We start from the raw sequence: 22,047 nt of genomic DNA, 5'->3' as shown, positions 1-22,047 counted from the left end.
TGCGCTGGGTCGCATCCTACCCGCCGGGGAGGTGGTGGGGGAGTCCGGCGTGCCGCGACGTGTCGTGACGTGCGCCGCCCCGGACGGGTGGCGCGGCATCTAGGCTCCCGGTCACGGGCGTTCCGGCCGGGTCGACCGGGGGTGCGGACCGGCGGCGGGACGAGCGGGACGGCGAGGGCGCGACGGCGATGAGCGAGGCAGTGCGAATGGGTGGGACGGCGCTGATGGGTGGGACGGCGCGATGAGCGGGACCGTGAGCGGCACGGACGCCGGGACCGCCTCCGGGCGGGCCACGATCGATCTGCTCGGCGTGCTGGCGTACGGCGAGCTGTCCGCGTTCGACCGGCTCGCCGAGGACGCCCGCCACGCCCCGACGCTGAGCGGGCGCGCGGCGCTGTCGTCGATGGCGGCCGCGGAGATCGGCCACTTCCGCATGCTGGAGGAGCACCTGCACGGCATCGGCGTGCCGATCGAGGAGGCGATGGCGCCCTTCGTCGGCATGTGGAACGCCTACCACGCGTCGACCGCGCCCCGGAGCTGGCTGGAGTCGCTGGTCAAGGCCTACCTCGGCGACGGGCTGGGCGCCGACTTCTACCGCGAGGTCGCCGCCTGGGTGTCCGGCCCCACCGGCGAGCTGGTGCGCCACGTCCTGGCCGACACCGGGCACAGCGCGTTCGCCGAGCGGGAGGTCCGCGCCGCGTGCGAGGCCGACCGCCAGGTGCACGACCGGCTCGCCCTGTGGGGGCGGCGGCTGCTCGGGGAGGCCGTCACGCAGGCCCAGCACATCGTGGCCGAGCGCGACGAGCTGGCCGAGTTCATCGTCACGGGCTCGGGCGACCTCGCCGGCATCGGCGCCCTGCTCCGGCGCCTGCAGCTCAACCACGGCAAGCGGATGACCCGGCTCGGCCTGTCCTGAGGCCGGTCGGGCCGTTTCGCTCACGGCGGACGCCCGTCCGGGCCGCGGCGCCCCGGCTCGACTAGCCTGGACCTCGTCAGTTCCCGTTCGTCACGACCAGGAGGTCCCCCGGTGGAGGTCAAGATCGGCATCGCGGAGAGCCAGCGCGAGCTCGTGGTGTCCAGCGACCAGACCCCGGACGAGGTCGCCAAGCTCGTCGACGAGGCGCTCGCCGGCGGCGAGGGCGGCCTGCTGCGGCTGGTCGACGAGAAGGGCCGGAAGTACATCGTCCGCTCGGCCCAGATCTCCTACGTGGAGATCGCGCCCGAGGACGGCCGCCGCGTCGGCTTCGCCATCGGCTGAGCGCGCCAGGAGCACGTCGAGGGGGTTCCGGTCCGCCGGAGCCCCCTCGACGCGTTCCCGGGTGCGTTCCGCACCCGTGAGTGGATACGAGTGCGGGAGCACTCGTATCCACTCACGGGTCAGTCGTCGTCGAGCGCCGGCTCCTCGATCACGTAGGGCGGGCGGCCCACGCCGGTGACCCGGAAGCGGCCCCAGGGGTCGCGGTCGCCGATCCGGGCCTCCGAGCGCCCGCCGTCGGTGCGCAGCTCCAGGCGGCTCGACGAGGCCGTCAGGGCGCCGAGCAGGGCCGGTTCGGCGTCGCGCTCCAGGGACAGGCGGCCGAACCAGTGCAGGCGCCCGTCCTGGGGCTCGTGCCGGGCGTCCAGGACGACGCGCACGGGCACGTCCTCCCCGTCGACGGTGAGCACGGCGGGGCCGCGGTAGCCGTCCTCGTGGTCGTCGTCGTGCGTCTCGGCGTCGCTCATGTCTGCTCTCCCGTTCCGGTGGGGGGCAGCAGGCGCAGCGGCGCGTGCGGTGCGGTGCCCGCACCGTCGAGGACGCCGGCGACGCCACCCCAGATCAGCGTGGTCAGGTAGTCGGTGACGCCCGCGCGGCTCATCGTCTGCCGCTCGAGCCACCAGTCGCCCGCGCTCTGCACCATGCCGACGAGGCCGATGGCCCAGACCTCCGCGCCGCCCGGGTCGAGCCCGGCGTCCTTGAGGCGCTCGCCGATGAGCGAGGAGAGCAGGCTCGCGATGGTCTGCCGGACGTCGTCGACGACCTCCGCGCCGGGCGTGTGCTCGCCCGGGTTGTGCACGACGAACCGCCACAGCTGCGGCTCGTCCTCGACGCCGGACAGGAAGCCGTCCACGACGCCGCGGATGTGCTCCTTGGGCTCCCGGTTCTTCATCAGCTCCGGGGCGATGCGGGCCATGAGCAGCGCCGCGGCCTCGTGGCCGACGGCGCGGTGGAGGTCGGCGCGGTCGTCGAAGTGCCGGTAGAGCACGGGTTTGGTGATGCCCGCCTCGGCCGCGATGTCGGCGACCGAGACGCCGGGGCCGTGCCGGCGGACGGCGTCCATGGCGGCCTGGACCATCTCGGCCCGGCGCTGCGCGCGGCGGGCCTGGCGGTCGCCGGGCTTGACAGGAGGCTGCACTGGAGGCACGGTACCAGAGGTAACAGTTACCGCTGGTAACAGCTTCTGACACGACTGCGCCGGGAGGACCACGATGACCGCAGGGATCGCCGCCAGGGTCGGGGACCGTGAGGCCACGGCCGCACGGCTGCTCAAGTCCTCGCTCGACCACTCCTACGAGCCGAGCATCGACATCGACTGGGACGCGCCGCTCGTCGACGGCCTGTGGGGCGTCCCGGAGCACCGGGTCTCGCTCTACGGCACCGACCTGTGGGACACCCTGTCCGACGAGCAGAAGCGCACGCTCTCGATCCACGAGCTGTGCAGCATCGCCCGCATCGGGCTGTGGTTCGAGATGATCCTCATGCAGATGCTGCTGCGGTACTCCTACGACCGCGACCCGCGCAGCCAGCACATCCAGTACGCGCTGGTGGAGATCGCCGACGAGTGCCGGCACTCGATCATGTTCGCGAAGATGAACGCGCACTGCGGGGTGCCCGACTACCGCCCGCGCCGCCTGGTCCACGAGCTCGGCCGCGGCTTCAAGGCGCTCGCCTCGGGGCCGGCGATGTTCGCGGGCACGCTGTTCGTCGAGGAGATCCTCGACCAGCTCCAGCGCGAGGCGATGCGCGACGAGACCGTGCAGCCGCTCACCCGGATGGTCAACAAGATCCACGTGACGGAGGAGGCGCGGCACGTCCGCTACGCCCGCGAGGAGCTCGTGCGGATCATGCCGAAGATCAACCCGGCGCAGCGGGCGCTGGCCAACTACCTCACGGCGCGGATCGCCTACGTCGTCGCCAAGAACCTCATCCACCGCGACGTCTACGCCTCGGTCGGCATCGACCCCGCCGTCGGGTACCGGGCCGCGCAGGCCAACCCGCACCACCAGGAGATGATGCGGTGGTCGGCGCGCAAGCTGGTGCCGTTCCTGCGCGAGCAGAAGCTCATCGGCGGCCCGACGGAGGTCCTCTGGCGGAAGGCGCACCTGGTCTGATGCGCGCCTCCGACGGGGTCCCCCTGCACATCGAGGTGGAGGGACCCGAGACCGCACCCGTGACGGTCGTGCTCGCGCACGGCTGGACGCTGGACTCCACGACCTGGGCGCCGGTGTCGTCCGCGCTGGCCGGGCCGGGCGCCCGGGTCGTGCGCTACGACCACCGCGGGCACGGGCGCTCCGGCACCGCCGACCCGGCGTCGATGACGCTCGACCAGCTCGCCGACGACCTCGCCGCGGTCGTCGCCGCGACCGCCCCCACCGGCCCGCTCGTGCTCGCCGGGCACTCCATGGGCGGGATGACGCTGATGGCGCTGGCCGAGCGGCACCCCGACGTGGTGGCCCGCGCGGCCGGCATCGGGCTCGTCGCGACGGCGTCGGGCGGCCTGGCGAACACCTCGTTCGGCCTGCCGCAGCGCACCGTCCCGGTCGTGCGCGCGGTGGAGGAGCGGCTCTTCGGGTCGAAGCGGTGGGCCGCGGGCTCGCGGCTGGGCAGCCCCCGGGCGCTCACCCCCGCGGCGAAGTGGCTGCTGCTGGGGCCCGACGCCGACCGGGAGGCCCTGCGGACCACCGCACGGTCGCTGGCCGCGTGCCGCCCGTCGACGCTGTCGGGGTTCCGGCCGACGCTCGCCGCGCACGAGCGCGACGCCGCGCTGGCCGCCTTCGCCGAGATCCCGACCGTCGTGCTCGCCGGCTCCCGCGACCGGCTCACCCCGCTGCCCGCGGCCCGGCGGATCCGCGCCGCGCTGCCCTCGGCGTCGCTGACGATCTTCCCGGAGGCCGGGCACATGCTGCCGCTGGAGCGGGTGGCCGGGGTGTCCGGGCGGCTCGGCGCCCTCGTGCGGGGAGCGCTCGGCCGCCAGGCGGCCTGACCACCTGCTGCTACCGCGGGTCGGTGACGAACACGTCCGCCAGGTCCGGGTTGTAGGCGTGCACCAGGATCGCGAAGATGATCACGTCGAACGTCAGGTGCACGGTGACCACGTACGGCAGGGAGCGGGTGCGCTGGAAGATGTAGCCCTGCAGCAGGGCGAACGGGATCGTGAGCAGCGGGCCCCAGGCCCGGTACCCGAGCTCCCACAGGAACGACACGAACACGACGGCCTGCAGCAGGTTGGCCTGCCAGAACGGGAAGTGCCGCCGGAGCAGGGCGAAGACCGTGCACACGAAGAACAGCTCGTCCCACAGCCCGACGCCGTTGACGCCGACGAAGAGCCGCGCGATCTCGTTCGCCCCGGAGATCTCGGGCCAGTTCAGGTACGCCCCGGAGCCCAGGAAGTACACCGGGAGGATCAGGTACCCGCCGACGACGACCAGCGCGAGGTAGCCGAACTCGAACCGGCTCCACCTGTTCCCGGTGCCGATGGGGAAGGTGATGACGTCCTCCCGGTACACCCACCGGGAGATCGCGTAGGGCACCGCGACCGCCGCCGTCAGGGTGACGGTGAACCGCAGCATCCCGGCGTCGCTGAGGTCGGCCTCGAGCGACATCGAGCTGATGATCACCAGGCCGGCCCCGATGAGGAGCAGGTGCCGCAGCAGCGCCCGGTCGACCAGCGCGGCGACGACGAGCCCGACGACCAGCACCGCGTAGCCGGCCGGGCGCTCCTGCAGGCCGAACAGGGGGATCGCCGACGCCGACACCAGTGCCGCCGACAGCGGGCGGGCCACGTCGCGCCGCGCCGTCAGCCGGCTCCCGCCGGCGGTGTCGTCACTCACCCCGTGCCGGGGGGGTTGATCAGGGGAAAGCCGGCCAGCCCGCGCCAGGCGAGGCCCGTGGCCAGCTCGACGGCCTCGTCGCGCGGCACGACCTTGCCCGAGTCGAGCCAGTACTGCGCCGTGACCTGGCTGAGCCCGACGACGCCGACGGCGAGCAGTCGCGCCCGTGCCGCGTCGAGACCCGCGTCGGTGGTGACGGCCTCGGCGATGAGGTCGATGCAGCGGCTCGACGCCCCCTCGACGACCGCGGCCGCCTCGGGCTCGCCGCGCAGGTCGGACTCGAAGATCAGCCGGAACGAGCTGCCCTCGTCGGCGACGAAGTCGAAGTAGGCCGCCACGGACGCGCGGGCCCGGGCGTGGTTGTCGGTGTGGTGGCTCAGTGCGGTGCGGACGCGCTCGACGAGCTCGTCGGCGTAGGTCGTCAGCAGCGCCCGGTAGAGCTCCATCTTGCCGGGGAAGTGCTGGTAGAGCACCGGCTTGCTGACGCCGGCCTTCTCGGCGATGTCGTCCATCGCGGCGGAGTGGTAGCCCTGCGCGGCGAACACGTCGCGCGCGGCGACGAGGAGCTGGGCGCGGCGGGCACTGCGGGAGAGGCGTGCCCCGCGGTGCGGGGGCGCGCTGGCCTCGGTCATCGGCCCGGGAGGTCGGTCATGGGCGGAGCCTTCCGATCGCGTGCGTGCCCCGGTCGGGGGCGGAAGCACACCCTACCGGCTGGTAGCCCCGATCGGGTGCCGGTGGCGGTCCCCGTCGGGCAGCGGCAGCAGGCGCACCGCCGCGACCAGCAGCGCGACGCCGGCGGGCAGCGCTCCGGCGTTCGCGGGCGGCAGCGCCCCGGCCACCGCCGCGCCCGCCCCGAGCGCCGCCGCCCCGAGCGCGACGGCGGCGGCGAGCCCGTGCCGCCGGGTGCCGGGCGGCGGGGCCGTCGCGAGCTCCAGCCAGCCGCGCGCGACGCCGTCCCAGGCCACGCACCACACCGTCGCGCCCTGCCCGTGCGCCTGCACCGCGCCCGCGGTGGGCTCGACGCCGTGCGCGCGCAGCCAGTCCGGCGGGCCGGCGAGCGCGGCGTGGGCGACGACGACGTCGGGCGCCGCGAACTCCGAGAGCACCCCGCGCAGGCCGGTGGCGGGGTCGCCGTCGGCGTCGGAGACGCCGGGCAGCGTGCGGTGCCGGCGGCCCGCCGCGTCGGCGACGGCCCGCCCGACCGGCCCGTCGCCGCCCACGGCGGTGTGCAGGGCGCCCGCGGTGCGCAGCACGCCGGGCCCGTGGGCGGCGGCGACGACCACCCGCGGCGACGGGTCGGGGACGCGGGGGAGCACCAGCAGCGCGGCCGGGGCCCCGGCGACCAGCACCGCGGCGGCCGTCGAGAACGCCCCCACCGGGTCGCCCGCCCCGAGCCGGAACCCCAGCGCCGCCACCGCCGCGGCGGCGACGAGCGCGGCGACGGCCGCGACCGGGCGCGCGAGTCGACCGTCCGCGCCGGTGTCGCGCACCAGCAGCAGCACCGCCAGCACCGCCGCGGCGTCCAGCGCCAGCACCGGCGCCCCGGCGGGCTGGACGAGCCCGGGCGCGCCCGCGCCGCCGTCCACCAGCACCCACGCCGACCACGCCAGCGCACCCGCGGCGCCCGCGGCCGTCAGGAGCTCCGCGGTGCCGGGCCGGGCCCGGACCGACCGCAGCCCGGCCAGCACGACGGGCACGGCGAGGGCGAGCGCGATCCACTGCCAGTTGCGGAACTGCCACGGCGGCACGGCCGAGAGCACGACGACCGCCGCCGCCGCGGCCGGGCCGGGGACGCGGTGCACGTCAGCCGACGTCCACGGTGAACTCGGCGGTGCGGACGACACCGCCGTGGCGGAACTCCAGGAACAGCCGGTACCCGCCGGCCGACGGCACCTCGGCGGCGAACGCGATCCCCGGCCCGGCGCGGTCGCCCGCGGCGGGCGCCGGCGCGCCGGGGTGGGCGTGCGCGTAGGCGAGGTCGGCGCGGCGCAGCGCGACGAGGTGGCCGAACGCGCCGAGGTAGGGCTGCAGGTCGGTGACCGGGGCGCCGTCGAGGCTGACCGTCGCGAACACGGGGGACGCCTCGCCGGGCACGAGCCCGCCGTCGAGGCGCACCTGGTAGCCGTCGACCTGCGCCACCCGCGACGGGCCGAACGGGATGGGCGTGAAGTCGCCGGGCGCGAACAGGTCGGTGCCGAGGACGAGCGCGGGGCCGCCGGTCGGCGCGAGGTCGGCGTAGACGCGGTAGATCCCGCCCGCGGGCAGCGTCAGCGGGGTCCGCCAGACGCCGTCGGGGCCGACCTCGGGGTGCAGGTGCTGGAAGCCCGCGGCGTCGCGGCGCACCACGACCAGGTGCACCGGCTCCTCGTGCACGACCTCCACGTCGGTGACCGGCTCCCCGTCGGGCCCGGTCACCGTGAACGCGTACTCGCCCCGCTCACCGGGAACCAGCGTGTCGACGGCGGGCACGAGCGTGTAGCCCGCGGCGGTGGCGGAGAGGCCGTCGGCGGGGTCGGGGAGGACGGGCACGTGCTCGTCGGCCCGGTCGTCGGCCTGCTGCGCCGCCGGCACCGGCACCACCGGCGGCTCGCCCACCGCCGCCCCGACGCCGAACGCGGCGCCGAACACGAGCGCCAGCGCGGCGGCGCAGCCCGCGAGCCGGGCGACGGTGTCCATGCCCGGTACAACGCGCGACCCGCCCCGCGGTGGCGGCCCGTCGCCCTCCCGGCTGTCAACGACCCCTAGCCGAAGCGGCGCCGTTCGTGGAAGAAGTCGTCGACGACGTGCAGGGCGCCGGACCGGGAAACCTCGTCGTAGACGAACTTGCCGACCGCGAGGTCGAGCACCCCGAGCCCGAAGGGCGAGAACACCGTCGGGCGGTCCGCCGGGACCGTCGTGCGCCCGCTGATCACGTCGTCCAGCGTGCCCGCCAGGAAGTCCCGGTTGCCGGTGAGCTGCTCGACGAGGTGCGGTGAGGTGTCGGCCTTGAGGCAGTGCTCGACGTCGTCGACGATGTTGGTCGAGGCGAGCAGTACCTCCGGTGCGAGGTCGCGCAGCGACACGTGCAGCACCAGTGGACGGTGGTCGAACCACGCGGGCTCGCTGACGTGCGGCGTCCCGGCGATCGTGGCGAACACCACCAGGTCGCTGGACCGGATCAGCTGCTCCGCGCTCTCGTGCACGGTCACCCGGCCCCCGGCCCCCGCCTGCTCCAGCCGGCCGCAGAACCCCGCAGCGCTCTCGGCGGACAGGTCGTGCACGCCGATCTCGTCGAACGACCACCCGGTGGCGGCCAGGAAGGTGTGGATGTAGCGGGCGATCAGGCCGGTCCCGAAGAACCCGACGCGGGTCGGGCGCGGCCGGCCGCGGCTGAGGTGGTCGGCCGCCAGGGCGGCCGAGGCGGCCGTCCTGGTGGCGCTGATGATCGAGCTCTCCAGGCACGCGAACGGGTAGCCGGTGTCGTGGTCGTTGAGGATCAGCACGGCCGAGGCCCTCGGGATGCCCGACGCCGTGTTGCCCGGGAAGCTCGAGATCCACTTCAGGCCGTCGACCCGCACCTGCCCGCCGATCGAGGCCGGCAGCGCGATGATCCGGGACGACGGCCGGTCGGGGAACCGCAGGAAGTACGACGGCGGGTTCACCGAGTCGCCCGCGCCGTGGATCCGGTAGGTGGTCTCGACCAGCTGGACGATCTGCTCCTCGCGCCCCTGCAGCGCCTGCTGGACCTGGGCGCCCGAGATCACCGCGAACGGTGGCACGGTGAGCGGCCCGGAGGTGGTGGGCCCGGACGTGGTGGACTCGGTGGCGGTGGGATCGGTGGTGGTCATCTCCGGTCCCGGCGATCAGGCGCCGGCGCGCATCGGGTCGGCCATCGCGACCAGCACCTCGCGCGGTCCGGAGTAGGCCTCCCTGCTGTGCGCGGCGCGGATGTTGTCGACGAGCATCAGGTCACCGGCCTGCCACGGCTCGCGCACGGTGTGCGCGTCGTAGACGCCGGCGAGCAGGTCGACGACGTCGGCGCCGATCGGCTCGCCGTTGCCGAAGCGGGTGTTGAACGGGAGCCCGTCGGGGCCGTAGACGTCCACCAGGTACTCCCGCACCTCGGGCGCCATCGTCCACTCGTTGAGGAAGGCGACCTGGTTGAACCAGCAGCGCTGCCCGGTGAGCGGGTGGCGCACCACCGCGGCACGCCGCTGGCGGGTGCGCAGCCCGCCGTCGGGCTGCCACTGGAACTCGATCGCGTTCGCGCGGCAGTAGCCCTCCACGGCGGCCCGGTCCTCGGTGCCGAACGCCTCGGCGACGGTCGCGCCGATCTCGTCGTTGTAGCTGCGGGTCAGCAGCCAGCCCTCCCGTTCGAACCGGTCGACCAGCCCACGGGGCAGTGCGGCGAGGACGGTCGGTGAGTCGGCCACGGCGGTCGCCCCGCCGTCGGTCGGCGCGCCCAGGCAGGCGAACATCATCAGGCTGGGGAACTCGACGGCGTAGCTCAGCTCGTGGTGCATGCACATCGGCTGGTTCGCGGGCCACGTCGACGACGAGTACACGCCCTCGGAGTAGCTCTGGCGGGAGGCGAACGCCTCCCTCTCCGTCATCAGGGTGGTGGCCAGCCCCCGGAAGACGTCGGCGACGTCCTCCGCGTCGCGCAGCCCGAGGCCGCGGACCAGGACCGCCCCGTGCCGGACGACGGCGGCGCGCAGCGCGTCCCGGTACTCGTCCCAGCCCATGCCGCCGACGGAGTCGGCCTGCAGCACCGGCGGCCTGCCGGGTCGCAGATCCAGGTCGAGCAGGGCGGGGGACGATGCCGGGAACGAGGAGGACATGGGAGGTTCCTTTCCGTAGCCGCTCACGAGGACAACAGTTCGGTGGCGCGGAGCACGGCCTGCGCCGCCTCCTCAGGCCGGGTGCGCAGGAAGTAGTGGCCGCCGTCCGCCAGCTCGTGCAGCTCGACGCGCTCGGCCACCAGCTGCCAGTCCCGCGCGCGGTGCGGTGACTGCGCGGTGCTCGGGTCGTCGGCCGCGACGACGACGGTGACCGGGGCGGACAGCTTCACCGCCGGTGGGGCGTCGAGGAGGTCGGCGAGGTGGCGGTTGGCCGACACGTAGTCGTGCCGGTAGGCCGCGCCGACGTGCGCGGCGCGCTCGGTGTCGAGCTCACCGAGCTCGGTGTAGCCGCCGTCCCCGCTCAGCCCGGCGGCGATCTCGGCGTCGCTGCGTCCGGCCAGCTCGGTGATCCCGGCGCGACGGTCGGCGGCCGTGCCGAGCAGCTGCGCGCACAGGAACACGCCCGCGACGTCGACCCCGCGCTCCTGCAGCCGGTGGGCCGTCGCCCACGCGAACGCGGCGCCGGCGGAGTGGCCCCACAGCATGACCCCGGTCAGGCCGAGCCCGGTGATCTCGGCGACGACCTGGTCGACCACCTGCGCCAGCGGGGCGAACGGCTCGCTCCGCCCGGCGACGTCGTGACCGGGCAGCTCGACGGCGTGGACGGCGATCCCGCTGCCCCGCAGGGCCCCCGCCAACGGCCGGAAGTTCACCGCGTTGCCCCCGGCGTAGGGGAAGCACACCAGAGCGCCGGTCGGCGCGCCGTCGGTCTGCGACAGCGGCTGCAGCAGCGCGGGCTGCGACTCCGGCCGACCCTCCGACCTGCTGTCGACCAGCCCGGCCAGATCGGCGAGGACCGGGTGCCGGGTGACGTCCTTGAGCGACACCACGCGCTTCAGCGCGATCGCCAGCTTGACCGCCGAGAGCGACGTGCCGCCCCGGTCGAAGAAGTGGTCCCCGCGCCCGATCTGCTCGGCGGGCACGCCGAACAGCGCGGCCCAGGAGGCCGCCAGCCACTGCTCGGTCGGCGTGATCGGCGCGTCGTAGGGCTGCCCGACGACGTCGAGCTCCCCGGCGAGCGCCGAGAGCGCCTTCCTGTCGATCTTGCCGTTCGCGGTCAGCGGCAGCGACTCGCGGTGGTGGAAGGCCGACGGGACCATGTACGAGGGCAACGACCCGGCCAGCCGGTCGCGCAGCAGGTCGGGCTCGGCCGCCACGCCGGAGTAGAAGGCCACCAGGTGGCTGCTGCCGCCGGCGAGCTCGGCGACCACCACGGCGCCGTCGCGGACCCCGGGCACCCTCAGCAGGGTGTTCTCGATCTCGCCCATCTCGATCCGGAAGCCCCGGATCTTGATCTGGGTGTCCCGGCGCCCGAGGAACTCCAGCTTGCCGTCGGGCAGCCAGCGTCCGTGGTCGCCACTGCGGTAGAGCCGGTCGCCGTCGCGGTGCGGGTCGGCCGTGAACACCGCCCGGGTGCGCTCGGGGTCGTTGACGTAGCCGCGCCCGACGCAGACCCCGGAGAAGACGATCTCGCCCGGGGCGCCGAGCGGCACCGGCTCCAGGTGCTCGTCGACGACGTAGACGCGGACGTTGCGGACGGCGGCGCCGAGCGGGACCCGTGGCCCGTCCGGCGCCCGGTGCATGACCTCGTGGTTGGTGTCGTCCGAGGTCTCGGTCAGGCCGTAGGCGTTGGCCAGGGCGATCCCCGGCTGGGCGGCGAACCAGCGCTGCGCCAGTTCCTTCTTCAGCGCCTCGCCCGTGGTCGAGACGCAGTGCAGGTCCGGCAGGACGCGCGGGTGCTGCTCCAGGTAGGCGACCACGACGTCGAGGTAGGACGGCACGATCTGGAGCACGCCGACCCGCGCGTCGACGACCGTGTCGACGAACCGCGCGACGTCCAGGATCACCTCCTGCTCGACGAGCAGGGTCCGCCCGCCGACCAGCAGCGCGGCCACCAGCTGCCACAGCGAGATGTCGAAGCACTGGGGCGCGGTCTGGGCCAGCACCTCGCCCTCGGCCACCTCGAGGTCCTCGATCTTCGCGAGGAGGTGGTTGAGCATGCCGGCCTGCTCGCACATCACACCCTTGGGCTCGCCGGTGGAGCCGGAGGTGAAGTAGATGTACGCGAGCTGGTCGGCCGTGACGGCGATCCCGAGGTCGCCGTCGGGGTGGTCCTCCCGGTAGGCGTCCTCGACGAGCAGCGACCGGACGCCGGGCAGCGAGCCGAGTGCCTGGTCGAGCGTGGTGGTGGACCCGGGTTCGGTGAGCACCAGCGCGCACCCCGCGCGGGAGAGGGTGGTCGCGATGCGGTCGGCCGGGAAGTGCGGCTCGACGGGGAGGTAGGCGCCCCCGGCCTTGAACACCGCGAGCACGGCGGCCATCCAGTCCAGGTTGCGCTCGGTCACCACCGCGACCACGTCCTCGCGGCCCAGGCCCCGCGCCAGCAGGGCCCGGCCCAGCCGGTTGGCGCGGGTGTTGAGCTCCCGGTAGGTCCAGCTCCGGTCGCCGTGCACGGCCGCCACGGCGTCCGGATGGAGCGCCACGCGCTGTTCGAACAGCTCGTGGAAGCGGCGGTCCGGGAGATCCCGCTGCGGGCCGGCGAGGCCGTCGAGCTGGAACCGCCGCTCCTCGGCGCCCACGAGGCCGTGCCGTCGGTGATCGGCGTCCGGCTCGGCGGCGAGCCGCCCGAGCGCGGTGAGGTGGTAGCCGGCGATCCGGGCGGCGCAGTCCGCGTCGAGCACGTCGGTCCGGTGGAGCAGGCGCAGCGCGTCCCCCGTGAACCCCACGCGCAGCACGACGCCGTCGGACAGCTCGCCGTCGCCGCCGGTCGGGTCGAGCACGGTCTCGAACGACGGCCCGGCCACGCCCAGCTCGTACAGCAGCTCGTCGACGGGGAACCCCGCGTGGGCGACCAGCTCCGCCGTGGCCCGGTGGGCCTCCGCCGACAGCGCGCGCCACGACCGGGGCTCGGTCGTCAGCCGCAGGGGCAGCGGCCGCCCGCCCGCCGCGGGCACGTACCCGGTCACGACCCCCCGCTCGCCGGACAGCGCGGCGAGCACCGCGGCGTGCGCGGCCGTCACCAGGGAGGCCGGCGGCGTCCCCTGCTCATCGGCGAGCCGGCGCAGCGCCGTCAGCACCCCGTCGGGGATCCTCGCCACGTGCTCGGCGACGCCTGCGACGGGCTCCGGGGCCCACCGGGGCACGGCGGTGGACCCGCCCGCGACGAGCACCTCGCGCCAGAAGTCCCGGCCGGCCTCTGCTGGAGCTGCCATCGGCTCCTCCTCCCACTCACCGTGCCCGTGGTGTTCTCGTCGTGCGCTAGGCCGCGGCATGCGGGACCCGCCGGCCGTCGACCGTGCTGCTCGCCCGGCGGTCGTCGCGGATCGCGCCCGCCGGGTTGCCGCCCCAGCGCTCGTGCGCGGGGACCTCCTCGCCCTTCATGAGGAACGAGTCGGCGGCCAGCGCCGCGCCGTCGCCCATCGTCACGCCGTAGTGCACGAACGCGCCGACACCGAGGGTGACGCCTGCGCCGATCACCGTGAGGTCGGACTTGAAGGCGCCGTCCTCCTGCGAGTGGCACTGGACGACCGCCCCGGCGTTCAGCGTGGCGCCGTCCCCGATCGTCACGAACGTCTTCTCCGCGATGAAGACCCCGTCGTCGAAGACCCTGCGGCCGATCCGCACGCCCAGCAGGCGCCAGAGCCCGCCCTTGAAGGGAGTGCCGTTGAAGACCTGCAGATACGCCACGGCGGGCACCTTCCAGAACCGCTCGTGCCGCCAGAAGGCGCGGTCGTAGATCGAGCAGCCGTTCGGCGCCCAGGCCTGCAACCGGGACACGGCGCGCCCGACCAGCACGAACCACCCGGTGGTGAACAGCAGGGTCAGCACGGTGAACAGTGCGATCGCGGCGACCCCGAGCGACGGGTAGAGGTCCAGGGCGGCCAGGGCGATCAGGGTGATCCCGAGGACGTGGACCCAGCGCACCAGCAGGAACAGCCCCATGGTGACGAGGTTGTGCCGGTTCTTGGCCGCGAGCCGCCTGCGGAGCTCGTCGCCCTGGGCCAGGGGGTCGAACCGCGTGTCGCGCTCGACCGACCGGGGGATCTCGAAGCACGGCGACCCCAGCAGGCCGACGCCGGTCCGGACCTCCCCGTCGACCGGCACCATCACCTTCGTCCCGAGCAGGCAGTCGTCGCCCGTCCGGCCCTGCGAGGGGTAGAAGATGTTGTTGCCGAGGAAGTTGTGCGCGCCGATCGAGACCCGGGACACCCGGAACGAGGAGTTCGAGAAGTCGGCGTTGACGAAGGACAGCCCGTCGGCGATGACCGTGCCGGTGCCGACCGCGCACAGGGCCGGGACGTCATGCTTGACGGCGGAGCCGAAGTTCGAGCCGGTCTGCTGGACCCGGGAGAGGTCGTACCCGAGGAGGCGCACGAAGCCGACGACGAACGAGCTGTCGCCGAGGAGCTGCGTCAGGAACGGGCTGTTGGTGGTGCGGGCGATCACGCGCTGGATCCAGTAGTGGACGCCGTACAGGGGGTAGAGGCGGTCGGGCTCGAGCACCGGGCCCAGCACCCGGGCGACCGTGACCGCGAGGAGCAGACCGGCGAGCGCGGAACCGAGGAAGACCACGAGCGAGACGACCACGGCGTCGAGGTAGAGCGCCCAGCCGGAGGGTTCCGCCTCCGTCACCGCCGCGAGCTGCGGGAACCGCTCGAGCAGCACGACGGGGACGCTGATCACCGCCGGCAGGAGCAGCAGCATGTTGAGCAGTTGCAGGACCGAGTAGCCGACCCGGCGGACGGCGCCGCCCTCGACGGACCCGACCACGCGGTAGTCCGCGGTGGTCGGCTGGGCGGGGGACCCGTGCCAGGCCTCGCCCGCCGGCACGGCCTGACCGGGGTGCAGCGACGAGGTGTGGCCGAGCTGGGACCCGTCGCCCATCGCGGTCCCGATGTCGAGGACGGTCGCGTCGCCGACGAACACGTCCCGGCCGAGGGTGACGGCGCCGGTGTGGATCACGCCGTCGACGGCGGCGTAGCCGGTGAACGACGAGGCCCTGCTGACGACCGTGTCCGCGCCGATGGTGAGCAGATCGGTGCACACGGGCACCGTCGGGGAGAAGACCACGGCCCCGCGCCCGATCCTGGCGCCCAGTGCCCGCAGGTAGTGCACGTAGAGCGGCGAGCCGACGAACATCACCATCGGGTTCGACCGGATGAGCGCCTTGACGACCCAGAAGCGGACGTAGGCGAGGCTCCACACCCGTATCCGCTGGGGCTTCCAGCGGCCGACGACCACCCACTTCGCCGCGATCGGCAGCAGGCTCAGGCCGACGAAGGTGCCGGCGGTGACCAGGACCGACCTCAGGTACACCTCGGCCGGGCCGGGGGCGGCCGAGATCCACTCGAAGCCGCGGACCCCGATCAGCGCGGTGAGGAAGGCGTACCCGAGGATGAACAGCGCCTGCAGGGCGCCGCAGAGGACGTACCGCGGCGTGCCGACCGGTGGCGTCGTCTCCGGGGGCTCCGGGTGCGGCGACCCGGGGGCCCGGCCGGGGTCGGCCTGCGCGAGCGCCGTGGCCAGGCCCCGCATCGTCGGGTGCGCGTAGACGTCCTTGATCGACACCGGCGGCAGGTCGACCCGCTTGCGGACCCGTGCGCAGAACTGGGCCATCACCAGCGAGTCGGCTCCCAGGTCGTCGAAGAAGTGGCTCCCGACCGTGACCTCGCACCCCATGAGGCCGGCCAGCACCTCCGCGAGGCTCCGCTCCGTGGGGGTCGACCCGGTGTCGGCGAGCGCCGCCGCGAGGCTCCTGACCGTCGGGTACCGGTACACGTCCTTGATCGACACCGGCGGCAGGTCGGCGCGCTTGCGGACCCGTGCGCAGAACTGGGCCATCACCAGCGAGTCGGCGCCCAGGTCGTCGAAGAAGTTGCTCCCGACCGGCACCTCGCGCCCCACGAGCGCGGCCAGCGCCTCGGCGAGCGCGCCCTCGGTGTCGTTCGCCGGGCCGGCGGGGCCCGCGGCGACCGGCGCCGGGGGCACCGCGGGGACGGGGGGCCGCGACCCGACCCCGGTCGGCTGGATCCGGAGCTCGCGGGTCACGGCCTCCCGGTCGACCCGCCCGTGGTACTCGATCTCCCGGTCGGCGGTGACCCGGCCCAGGTCGCCGGTGCGGTAGATGCGCCCGGACGGGTTCGCCGGGATCCCCAGGAAGTCCTGGACGAACACCTCGTCGGTCAGGTCGTCGTGGTTCAGGTACCCGCAGGCGAGCCCGATCCCGGCGATGCCGATCTCGCCGACCTCGCCGTGCGGCAGCGCCCGGTACGGGTCCTCGGCGTCCAGGATGACGGTGCTGTAGGTGGGGAGCGGGACCCCGATGGTCGGAGGCCGGTCCGGGTGCAGCTCGGTCCACGCGGCCGACACCGTGGCCTCGGTGGGGCCGTAGACGCTGAGGAACCGGCGGCCGGGGCGGTGCCAGCGCGCGATCAGGTCCCGCGGGCAGTCCTTCCCGCACACCAGCAGGAACCGCAGGTCGGGCAGGTCGCCGGGGAGGGTCTCCAGCACGCCCGGGACGCAGCACAGGGCGGTGACGCGCCGGTCGCGGAGGAACTCGTGCAGGTCGGGGCCCAGCAGGTTCGGGCCGGGCGGCCGGGGCACCAGCGTCGCTCCGCAGACCCACGGCACCCAGATCTCCTCGACCGAGAAGTCGAGCGCGATCGGCAGCCCCTGGTAGACGCGGTCGCCGGACCGGATGCCGTACACCTCGGCGGCCACCTTGACGAAGTTGCAGATGCTGGCGTGGTCGATGGCCACCCCTTCCGGCCTGCCGGAGGCGGACGAGTAGCTGATGTAGGCGAGCTGGTCGTCCAGGGCGCCCCGCTCGGCGTCGATGAGCCGGCGCGGGTCCATCTCCTCGATCAGCGGCGCGGCGCGGTCGACGTACACCAGTTCGGCGCCGTTCGCGGTCAGCAGGTCGATCTGCTCCACCCGGTCGGCCACGTGCGACATCGACAGCACCGTGCGCGCCCGTGCGTCCTCGACGATGTAGGCCAGGCGGCCCGTCGGCGTGGCGACGTCCAGCGGGACGTAGGCCGCCCCGATCTTGAGCGTGGCGAGCACCGCGACGTAGGACTGGGCCGGGCGGTCGAACAGCAGGGCGATCCGGTCGCCTGCGCGGGCCCCGCGCAGGCGCAGGTACCGGGCCAGGCGGTTGGCCCGCGCGTCGAGCTCGGCGTAGGTCAGCGACATCTCGTCGGAGTCGACAGCGAGCCGGCCGGCCCGGCCGTAGCGCCGGTTCCAGTCGCAGCGCTCCTCGAAGAGGTGGTCCAGGCGCTCGTCCCGGCGGACCCGGCGGCCCTGGGCCTCGTGCTGGTCGACCAGCACCAGCTCGGACAAGGGCGCCGGCGGTCCGGTGGGGGGCTGCTCGGAGTGCTGCGTCGCCGGCACGCCGCCTCCTCGGTCCGAGCACTGCACCGTGCGTCGAATGAGATTTGCACCAGTACCGTCGGCGGTCAATGGTGCGCGGTCGATGCCGGCCCGTCGGGCGGACATCCGCCCGCGGAAATCGTTCGAGCAGTCGTGAGAATCGATCTTCTGCATGATCGCGACCCCTCCGCCGTCCGATCAAGGATGCGCCGGGGAATGCGTGCGAACCACCGTGCGGTCCCCACGGCGCGGGGGGCGGACCCGCTGATCGAGGTAGGGACAGCCCCCTCGCCGCGCCCGTCGTCGGGTCGGCTCGTGCGCGATCGGCGAAACGGTCCCGGCCGCCGCCATTCCGCCGTTCCGGGAGCGGAATGAGGCGATTCCGTGGCGGTTGCACCCGCATCCCGGGAGTTCGACGGGGATGCGCTGTTTCCTCCGGTGCGAAAGGCGCCGACCCCGCCGGTCCGGTCGCGGACCTCCACGGCCGGGGATCAGCCCGGCCCGGCCTCCGCGAGCAGGCGCTCGCAGGTCCGGACCACCACCTGCGCGGCGTCGCGCACACCCCCGGTCGAGGCCGGGTGCGCCGCCCACCACTGCCACCGGGCGAGCTCCGCCGTGGCCGCCACGCGCACCTCGTGCGCGTCGGCCCCCTCGGCGAGGCCGAGCCGGGCGCGCGGCGCGGCACCGCCCGCACCGAGCAGGCGCTCGGCCGAGCGCCGCACCTCCTCGGGCAGCGAGAGGTCGCCCGCGCGGATGGTCGCGGCGAGATCGACCTCGGCGAGCTCGTGCGCCCCCGACCGCAGGCGGTCCAGCTCGTAGCGCAGGCGGTGCGTCCGGTCCCCCTCCAGCGGTGCCGACCGGACGAGGTCCTCCAGAGCGGCCAGCGCCCGACGCACCTCGGCCACGTCCGACCGCCCCGCCCCGTCGGTGCGCCCCCCGGCGTCGAGGCGCGCGGCGAGCCCGTGGAGCGCGCCGACGCGGTCGGTGCCGCGGTAGACCTCGATGGCGTAGCGCAGGAGGTCGCGCATCCGGGCCGCCAGCGGCGTCCCGTCGCCGGTACCGGGCCGGGGCAGCCGCGTCCGGGGCAGTGGTTCCCGAGGCAGTGGTTCCCGGGGCACTGGCGCCTCTTCCTGCGGCAGCGGCAGCGACCACTCCACCGTGGTGCCCTCGCCCGGCGCCGAGCGGATCGCGATCGTCCCCCCGACCGCGGCGACGCGCGCGGTGACGTTGCGCAGGCCGCGCCCCGCCCGCACGGCGGAGCCCGGGACGGCGCCGGGGTCGAACCCGGGGCCCGAGTCGCGCACGGCCATCCGCAGGCTCCCGCCGACCTCGGACACCCGGACGGTCACCGGTACGCCCGGAGCGTGCTTGCGCGCGTTGTTCACCGCCTCGAGGCAGCAGTAGTAGGCGGTGTCACCGATCTCGGCGGGGAGCCGCGCCGCCGGGGCGCCGGTGCAGTCGAGGGTGACGGGTGGGTGCGCTCCGGCCAGAGCGGCCGACAGCGCCGCCGCGAGGCCCTGCTCGGACAGCACGACCGACGAGACCCCGGTGGCGGTCTCGGCCAGCACCGTCTCGGCGTCGTCGACCTGCACCAGGAGCCTGACCAGCCGCTCCCGTGCCTCGTCGAGCTGCCCCGTCGCGACCTGGTGGTCGACCAGCCCGAGCGTGAGACCCAGGGTCACGAGGTGGTGCTGCGCGCCGTCGTGCAGGTCGCGCTCGATGCGGCGCCGCTCGCTGTCCATCTCGGCGACCGCCTCGCGCCGGGCCACCGCGATCGCCTCGCCGTGCGCCAGCGCGGCCCGGAGCTGGCGCTCCAGCTCGATGCCCGACCGGCTCGCCTGCAGCACCACCCGCAGGCTGTCGGCGACGTCGTCGAGGAGGTGCCGGCGCTGCGTGTGCAGGCCCGCGACGGCGGCGCGGTCGACCGCGATCTCCCCGAGCTGCTCCTCGCCCTGCGAGATGGGCACCGCCACGAGGTCGCCGGGGTCGGTCTGCTCGGCCCCGGCGGGCCACGCGTACGTCCGGTCGCGCAACCCGGGCCGCCGCACCGTCAGCCGGCAGACGCCGGCGCCGAGCGCACGGGCGACGCCCTCGGCGACGCGGGCGAGGTCCGGGGCGTCGCCCGCCGTGGTGTGCGACAGCGCCGCCACCTCGGCCAGCACGCTGTAGGGCGTCGGCCGGGTCCCGTAGAGCAGCCGGTCGACCAGGTTCTCGACGGACAGGTACAGCGGCAGGAACACCAGCGCGACCGGTACCGCCGCGAGCGCGGCCTGCCCCAGCGCCGCCGCCCCGGTCGGCGACGGGTCGCCCCCGGCCGCGCGCACCACCGTGAACGCACCTCCGGCCACCGCGGCCACGAGCGTCGCGGCCAGTCCCCGGCTGAACAGCTGCTCCGCCGTGCCCAGCCGGGCGCCGACGGTCGCGAGCAGGACCGCGGTCGCGATGGCCGCCGATGCGAGCCGGGAGAACCAGAACAGCAGCGCGGTGGGCAGGCCCTGGCCCTGGTCCACGTGCGCCGTCGGGTCGTACAGCGTCAGGCCGGGCTCGCCGAGCCCGGCGAGGACCAGGGTGACGACCGCCAGCACCGCCGCGGTCGCGAACGCGGCCGCCAGCACGCTCAGCAGCAGCCGCGCCTGGGTGCGCTGCTCGCTCGTGGCGCCCCGCCGGACGCGCGCGGGCAGCACGACGAGACCCGCGACCGGGACGAGGAAGCCGAAGAAGAGGATGCAGCTGTAGGTGTGGGGGAGCAGGGCCGTCCCGAACCCCACGACGAGCAGGCTCGCGACCCCGACGGCGACCAGCAGGTTCCCGGCGGGTCCGCGCCACAGCCTCGCCGACCACGACACGGTCGGGAAGACCAGCAGCGCGAGGACGTAGGCGGTGCTCGCGACACCGTGCAGCACGATCTGGTGCAGCTGGCCGACCGACCACCCCGTGGCGATCTGCACGGCCACCGCGGCGGCGTGGGCCTGCAGGTTGAACGCCCCGGCCGAGCCGACCATCGCGATCACGAGCAGCCGCAGCGACCACGAGCGCCTCGCGTGGCGCAGCAGCACCGCCGCGATGACCAGGTTCAGGGCGCTGAACGCGTAGTCGAGCACGGCCTGGTCGAGCGGCTCGCTGCGCGGGGCGGCCTCCGAGACGCCCCGGGCCCACCCGCTGCCCCCGGCCGCCGCCGTCCGGGCGGCGTCGAGCGCCCCCGGCCAGTACCGCGCCACGGCGACGACCAGGCCGACGGCGAGCCAACCGACGGCGACCGCCGTGCAGACGGTCAGCAGCGCGACGTAGCCGCCCACGGCGAACCGCCTGCGCGCGGCCGCGGATCCGCTGCTCACCGCACCCCCTCGCCACGCGGGGCCGACAGGTCGACCAGCGGTTCGAGCCGGTCCGGGAGCCACGCGTGCAGGACCGTCCCCGCTTCGCCGCGCACGAGCTCGAGCTCCCCGCCCAGTGCGGCCAGCCGCTCGGTGTCGATCGTCAGCGCCGCCCGCAGGTCGTCGGGCTCCGCGCCGGGCGCCGGGTCCTCGATGCGGATCGACAGCCGCCCGCCGCCGTGCACCAGCTGCACGCGCAGCTCCGGGGCGTCCGACCGGAGCGCCAGGTGCTGCAGCGCCGACGCGGTGACGTAGTAGATGCCCGACTCGATCTCCCAGCCCAGGCGCGGGCTCAGGTCGGCCTCCAGCCGCACGGACCGGGGCAGGTCGGCCACCAGCTCCTCCAGCGCCGCCACCGGCCCCTGGTCGCGCAGCACCGCCGGGTACACGCCCCGGGCGATCGACCGGAACCGCTCCAGCAGCGCGTCGAGCCCGGAACGGGCCCGGCCCAGCGCCTGCCGCACCGGGTCGGTCGGGGCGCCGGGTGCGGCGAGCCCCTCCGCGGCGCGCTCGAGCTCCGCGCGCAGTGCCGCCAGGGGTTCGGTGGTGGCGTGGGAGAGCTCGGCGACCAGGCGCCGCCGTTCGACGTCGCGAGCCCGCCCCAGTCGCTGCCGCGACCGCTGGAGCTCGACGGCCAGGTCGGCCGCCCGGCGCACCCGCTCCTCGAGCTCCGCGCCCTGCTGCACCTCGCGGAGCAACGACCCCGCCCCGTTCGCGACGTCCCGCATGAGCTGCTGGTCGCCGGGGGTGATCGGGGCACCGGGTTTCCCGATCGCCAGCACCGCGCGCAGGACCACCCCGTCGAGCACGGGTACGACGTGATCGGTGTCCGGGCGCGCGAGCAGGACCGCGAGGTTCGGCGCGGTGGCCGGGGCGCCCTCCTCGGGCGGGTGGGTCGCGGCGCTCACCAGCCTGTCCTCGACCACGAGCCACAGGGCCGCCCGCTGCGCGCCGGTGCCGTCGGCGAGGACCTGGGCGAGCCCCGGCAGCGCGGCCTGCAGCGAGCCCGCGCGGATCCGGTCGGCCGCCGCCGCGAGCGTCGAGTAGGGCGTGCTCGTGCGGTGGTGGGTCAGGCTCCGCACCCAGTGGTCGAGGCGCGGCAGCACCGCCCCCAGACCCGCCGTCGCCGCCGCGGCGGCCAGGAACGGCAGGAGCACCGCGGCCCGATCGGGTCCCAGCACGGGGGTGAGGCCGCCGACCAGCGCGGCGAACACCGCGGTCGCGCCGGACGCGACGACGAGCAGGCGCAGCAACCGTGCCGCGACCGTCCGGTCCATCCGCACCACCCGCTTCCGGGTCAGGGCAGGTGAACGCTAAACGGCGAGGCCGCCGTC

The 22,047-nt window shown here is 74.9% G+C and carries 16 protein-coding genes; 4 read left to right on the top strand and 12 right to left on the bottom strand.

Features of this window, described 5'->3' with window-relative positions:
- Positions 1-241: 241 nt before the first annotated feature.
- Positions 242-916 carry a ferritin-like fold-containing protein gene (locus HOP40_RS02930; RefSeq protein WP_172154384.1) on the top strand — a complete coding sequence of 225 codons (675 nt, stop codon included), beginning with the start codon at positions 242-244 and terminating at the stop codon, positions 914-916.
- 111 nt (positions 917-1,027) lie between these two features.
- Positions 1,028-1,258 carry a DUF3107 domain-containing protein gene (locus HOP40_RS02925; protein WP_172154382.1) on the top strand — a complete coding sequence of 77 codons (231 nt, stop codon included), beginning with the start codon at positions 1,028-1,030 and terminating at the stop codon, positions 1,256-1,258.
- A 119-nt stretch (positions 1,259-1,377) separates the two neighbouring features.
- On the opposite strand, the gene HOP40_RS02920 is transcribed toward HOP40_RS02925, so the two are convergent.
- Positions 1,378-1,722 (bottom strand): DUF4873 domain-containing protein, encoded by a 345-nt coding sequence (locus HOP40_RS02920; RefSeq protein WP_172154380.1) that lies wholly within the window; start codon positions 1,720-1,722, stop codon positions 1,378-1,380.
- Positions 1,719-2,393 carry a TetR/AcrR family transcriptional regulator gene (locus HOP40_RS02915; RefSeq protein ID WP_240157480.1) on the bottom strand — a complete coding sequence of 225 codons (675 nt, stop codon included), beginning with the start codon at positions 2,391-2,393 and terminating at the stop codon, positions 1,719-1,721. Before HOP40_RS02915 ends, HOP40_RS02920 begins: the two co-directional genes overlap by 4 nt.
- A gap of 73 nt (positions 2,394-2,466) precedes the next feature.
- Here HOP40_RS02915 and HOP40_RS02910 point away from each other — a divergent pair, with 73 nt between their 5' ends.
- The gene (locus HOP40_RS02910; protein WP_172154378.1) at positions 2,467-3,369 is read left to right on the top strand and encodes an AurF N-oxygenase family protein; all 903 of its coding nucleotides are present in this window, start codon (positions 2,467-2,469) and stop codon (positions 3,367-3,369) included.
- Positions 3,369-4,241: an alpha/beta fold hydrolase gene (locus tag HOP40_RS02905; RefSeq protein WP_172154376.1), complete on the top strand. Its 873-nt coding sequence runs from the start codon at positions 3,369-3,371 to the stop codon at positions 4,239-4,241. The genes HOP40_RS02910 and HOP40_RS02905 overlap by 1 nt, the downstream gene beginning before the upstream one ends.
- 10 nt (positions 4,242-4,251) lie before the next feature.
- Here HOP40_RS02905 and HOP40_RS02900 read toward each other — a convergent pair whose 3' ends face one another.
- The 10 genes from HOP40_RS02900 to HOP40_RS02855 form a co-directional block, all read right to left on the bottom strand.
- The gene (locus HOP40_RS02900; protein WP_172154374.1) at positions 4,252-5,088 is read right to left on the bottom strand and encodes a CPBP family intramembrane glutamic endopeptidase; all 837 of its coding nucleotides are present in this window, start codon (positions 5,086-5,088) and stop codon (positions 4,252-4,254) included.
- A complete protein-coding gene (locus tag HOP40_RS02895) occupies positions 5,085-5,720 on the bottom strand; it encodes a TetR/AcrR family transcriptional regulator (RefSeq protein WP_172154372.1) in 636 nt (211 codons plus the stop codon). The genes HOP40_RS02900 and HOP40_RS02895 overlap by 4 nt, the downstream gene beginning before the upstream one ends.
- A gap of 72 nt (positions 5,721-5,792) precedes the next feature.
- Positions 5,793-6,890, bottom strand: a complete 1,098-nt coding sequence (locus HOP40_RS02890) for a hypothetical protein (protein WP_172154370.1) — start codon at positions 6,888-6,890, stop codon at positions 5,793-5,795.
- 1 nt (position 6,891) lies between these two features.
- The gene (locus tag HOP40_RS02885) at positions 6,892-7,764 is read right to left on the bottom strand and encodes a hypothetical protein (RefSeq protein WP_172154368.1); all 873 of its coding nucleotides are present in this window, start codon (positions 7,762-7,764) and stop codon (positions 6,892-6,894) included.
- A gap of 65 nt (positions 7,765-7,829) precedes the next feature.
- A complete protein-coding gene (sbnB, locus tag HOP40_RS02880) occupies positions 7,830-8,915 on the bottom strand; it encodes a 2,3-diaminopropionate biosynthesis protein SbnB (RefSeq protein ID WP_172154366.1) in 1,086 nt (361 codons plus the stop codon).
- 15 nt (positions 8,916-8,930) lie between these two features.
- A complete protein-coding gene (locus HOP40_RS02875) occupies positions 8,931-9,908 on the bottom strand; it encodes a TauD/TfdA family dioxygenase (RefSeq protein ID WP_172154364.1) in 978 nt (325 codons plus the stop codon).
- Positions 9,909-9,931: 23 nt separating this feature from the next.
- Positions 9,932-13,180 carry a non-ribosomal peptide synthetase gene (locus HOP40_RS02870; protein ID WP_172154362.1) on the bottom strand — a complete coding sequence of 1,083 codons (3,249 nt, stop codon included), beginning with the start codon at positions 13,178-13,180 and terminating at the stop codon, positions 9,932-9,934.
- A gap of 46 nt (positions 13,181-13,226) precedes the next feature.
- Positions 13,227-17,360, bottom strand: coding sequence for a Pls/PosA family non-ribosomal peptide synthetase (locus HOP40_RS02865; protein WP_205347061.1), 4,134 nt, complete (start codon positions 17,358-17,360; stop codon positions 13,227-13,229).
- A gap of 470 nt (positions 17,361-17,830) precedes the next feature.
- A complete protein-coding gene (locus HOP40_RS02860; protein ID WP_172154360.1) occupies positions 17,831-20,674 on the bottom strand; it encodes an ATP-binding protein in 2,844 nt (947 codons plus the stop codon).
- Positions 20,671-21,990 (bottom strand): hypothetical protein, encoded by a 1,320-nt coding sequence (locus tag HOP40_RS02855; RefSeq protein ID WP_172154358.1) that lies wholly within the window; start codon positions 21,988-21,990, stop codon positions 20,671-20,673. The genes HOP40_RS02860 and HOP40_RS02855 overlap by 4 nt, the downstream gene beginning before the upstream one ends.
- Between the last annotated feature and the right edge of the window lie 57 nt (positions 21,991-22,047).

It is taken from the genome of Pseudonocardia broussonetiae, from assembly GCF_013155125.1.
In the GTDB taxonomy this organism is placed as follows: domain Bacteria; phylum Actinomycetota; class Actinomycetes; order Mycobacteriales; family Pseudonocardiaceae; genus Pseudonocardia; species Pseudonocardia broussonetiae.
The sequence above is the reverse complement of the archived record's forward strand: the minus strand, read 5'-3'. Positions and strand labels throughout refer to the sequence as shown.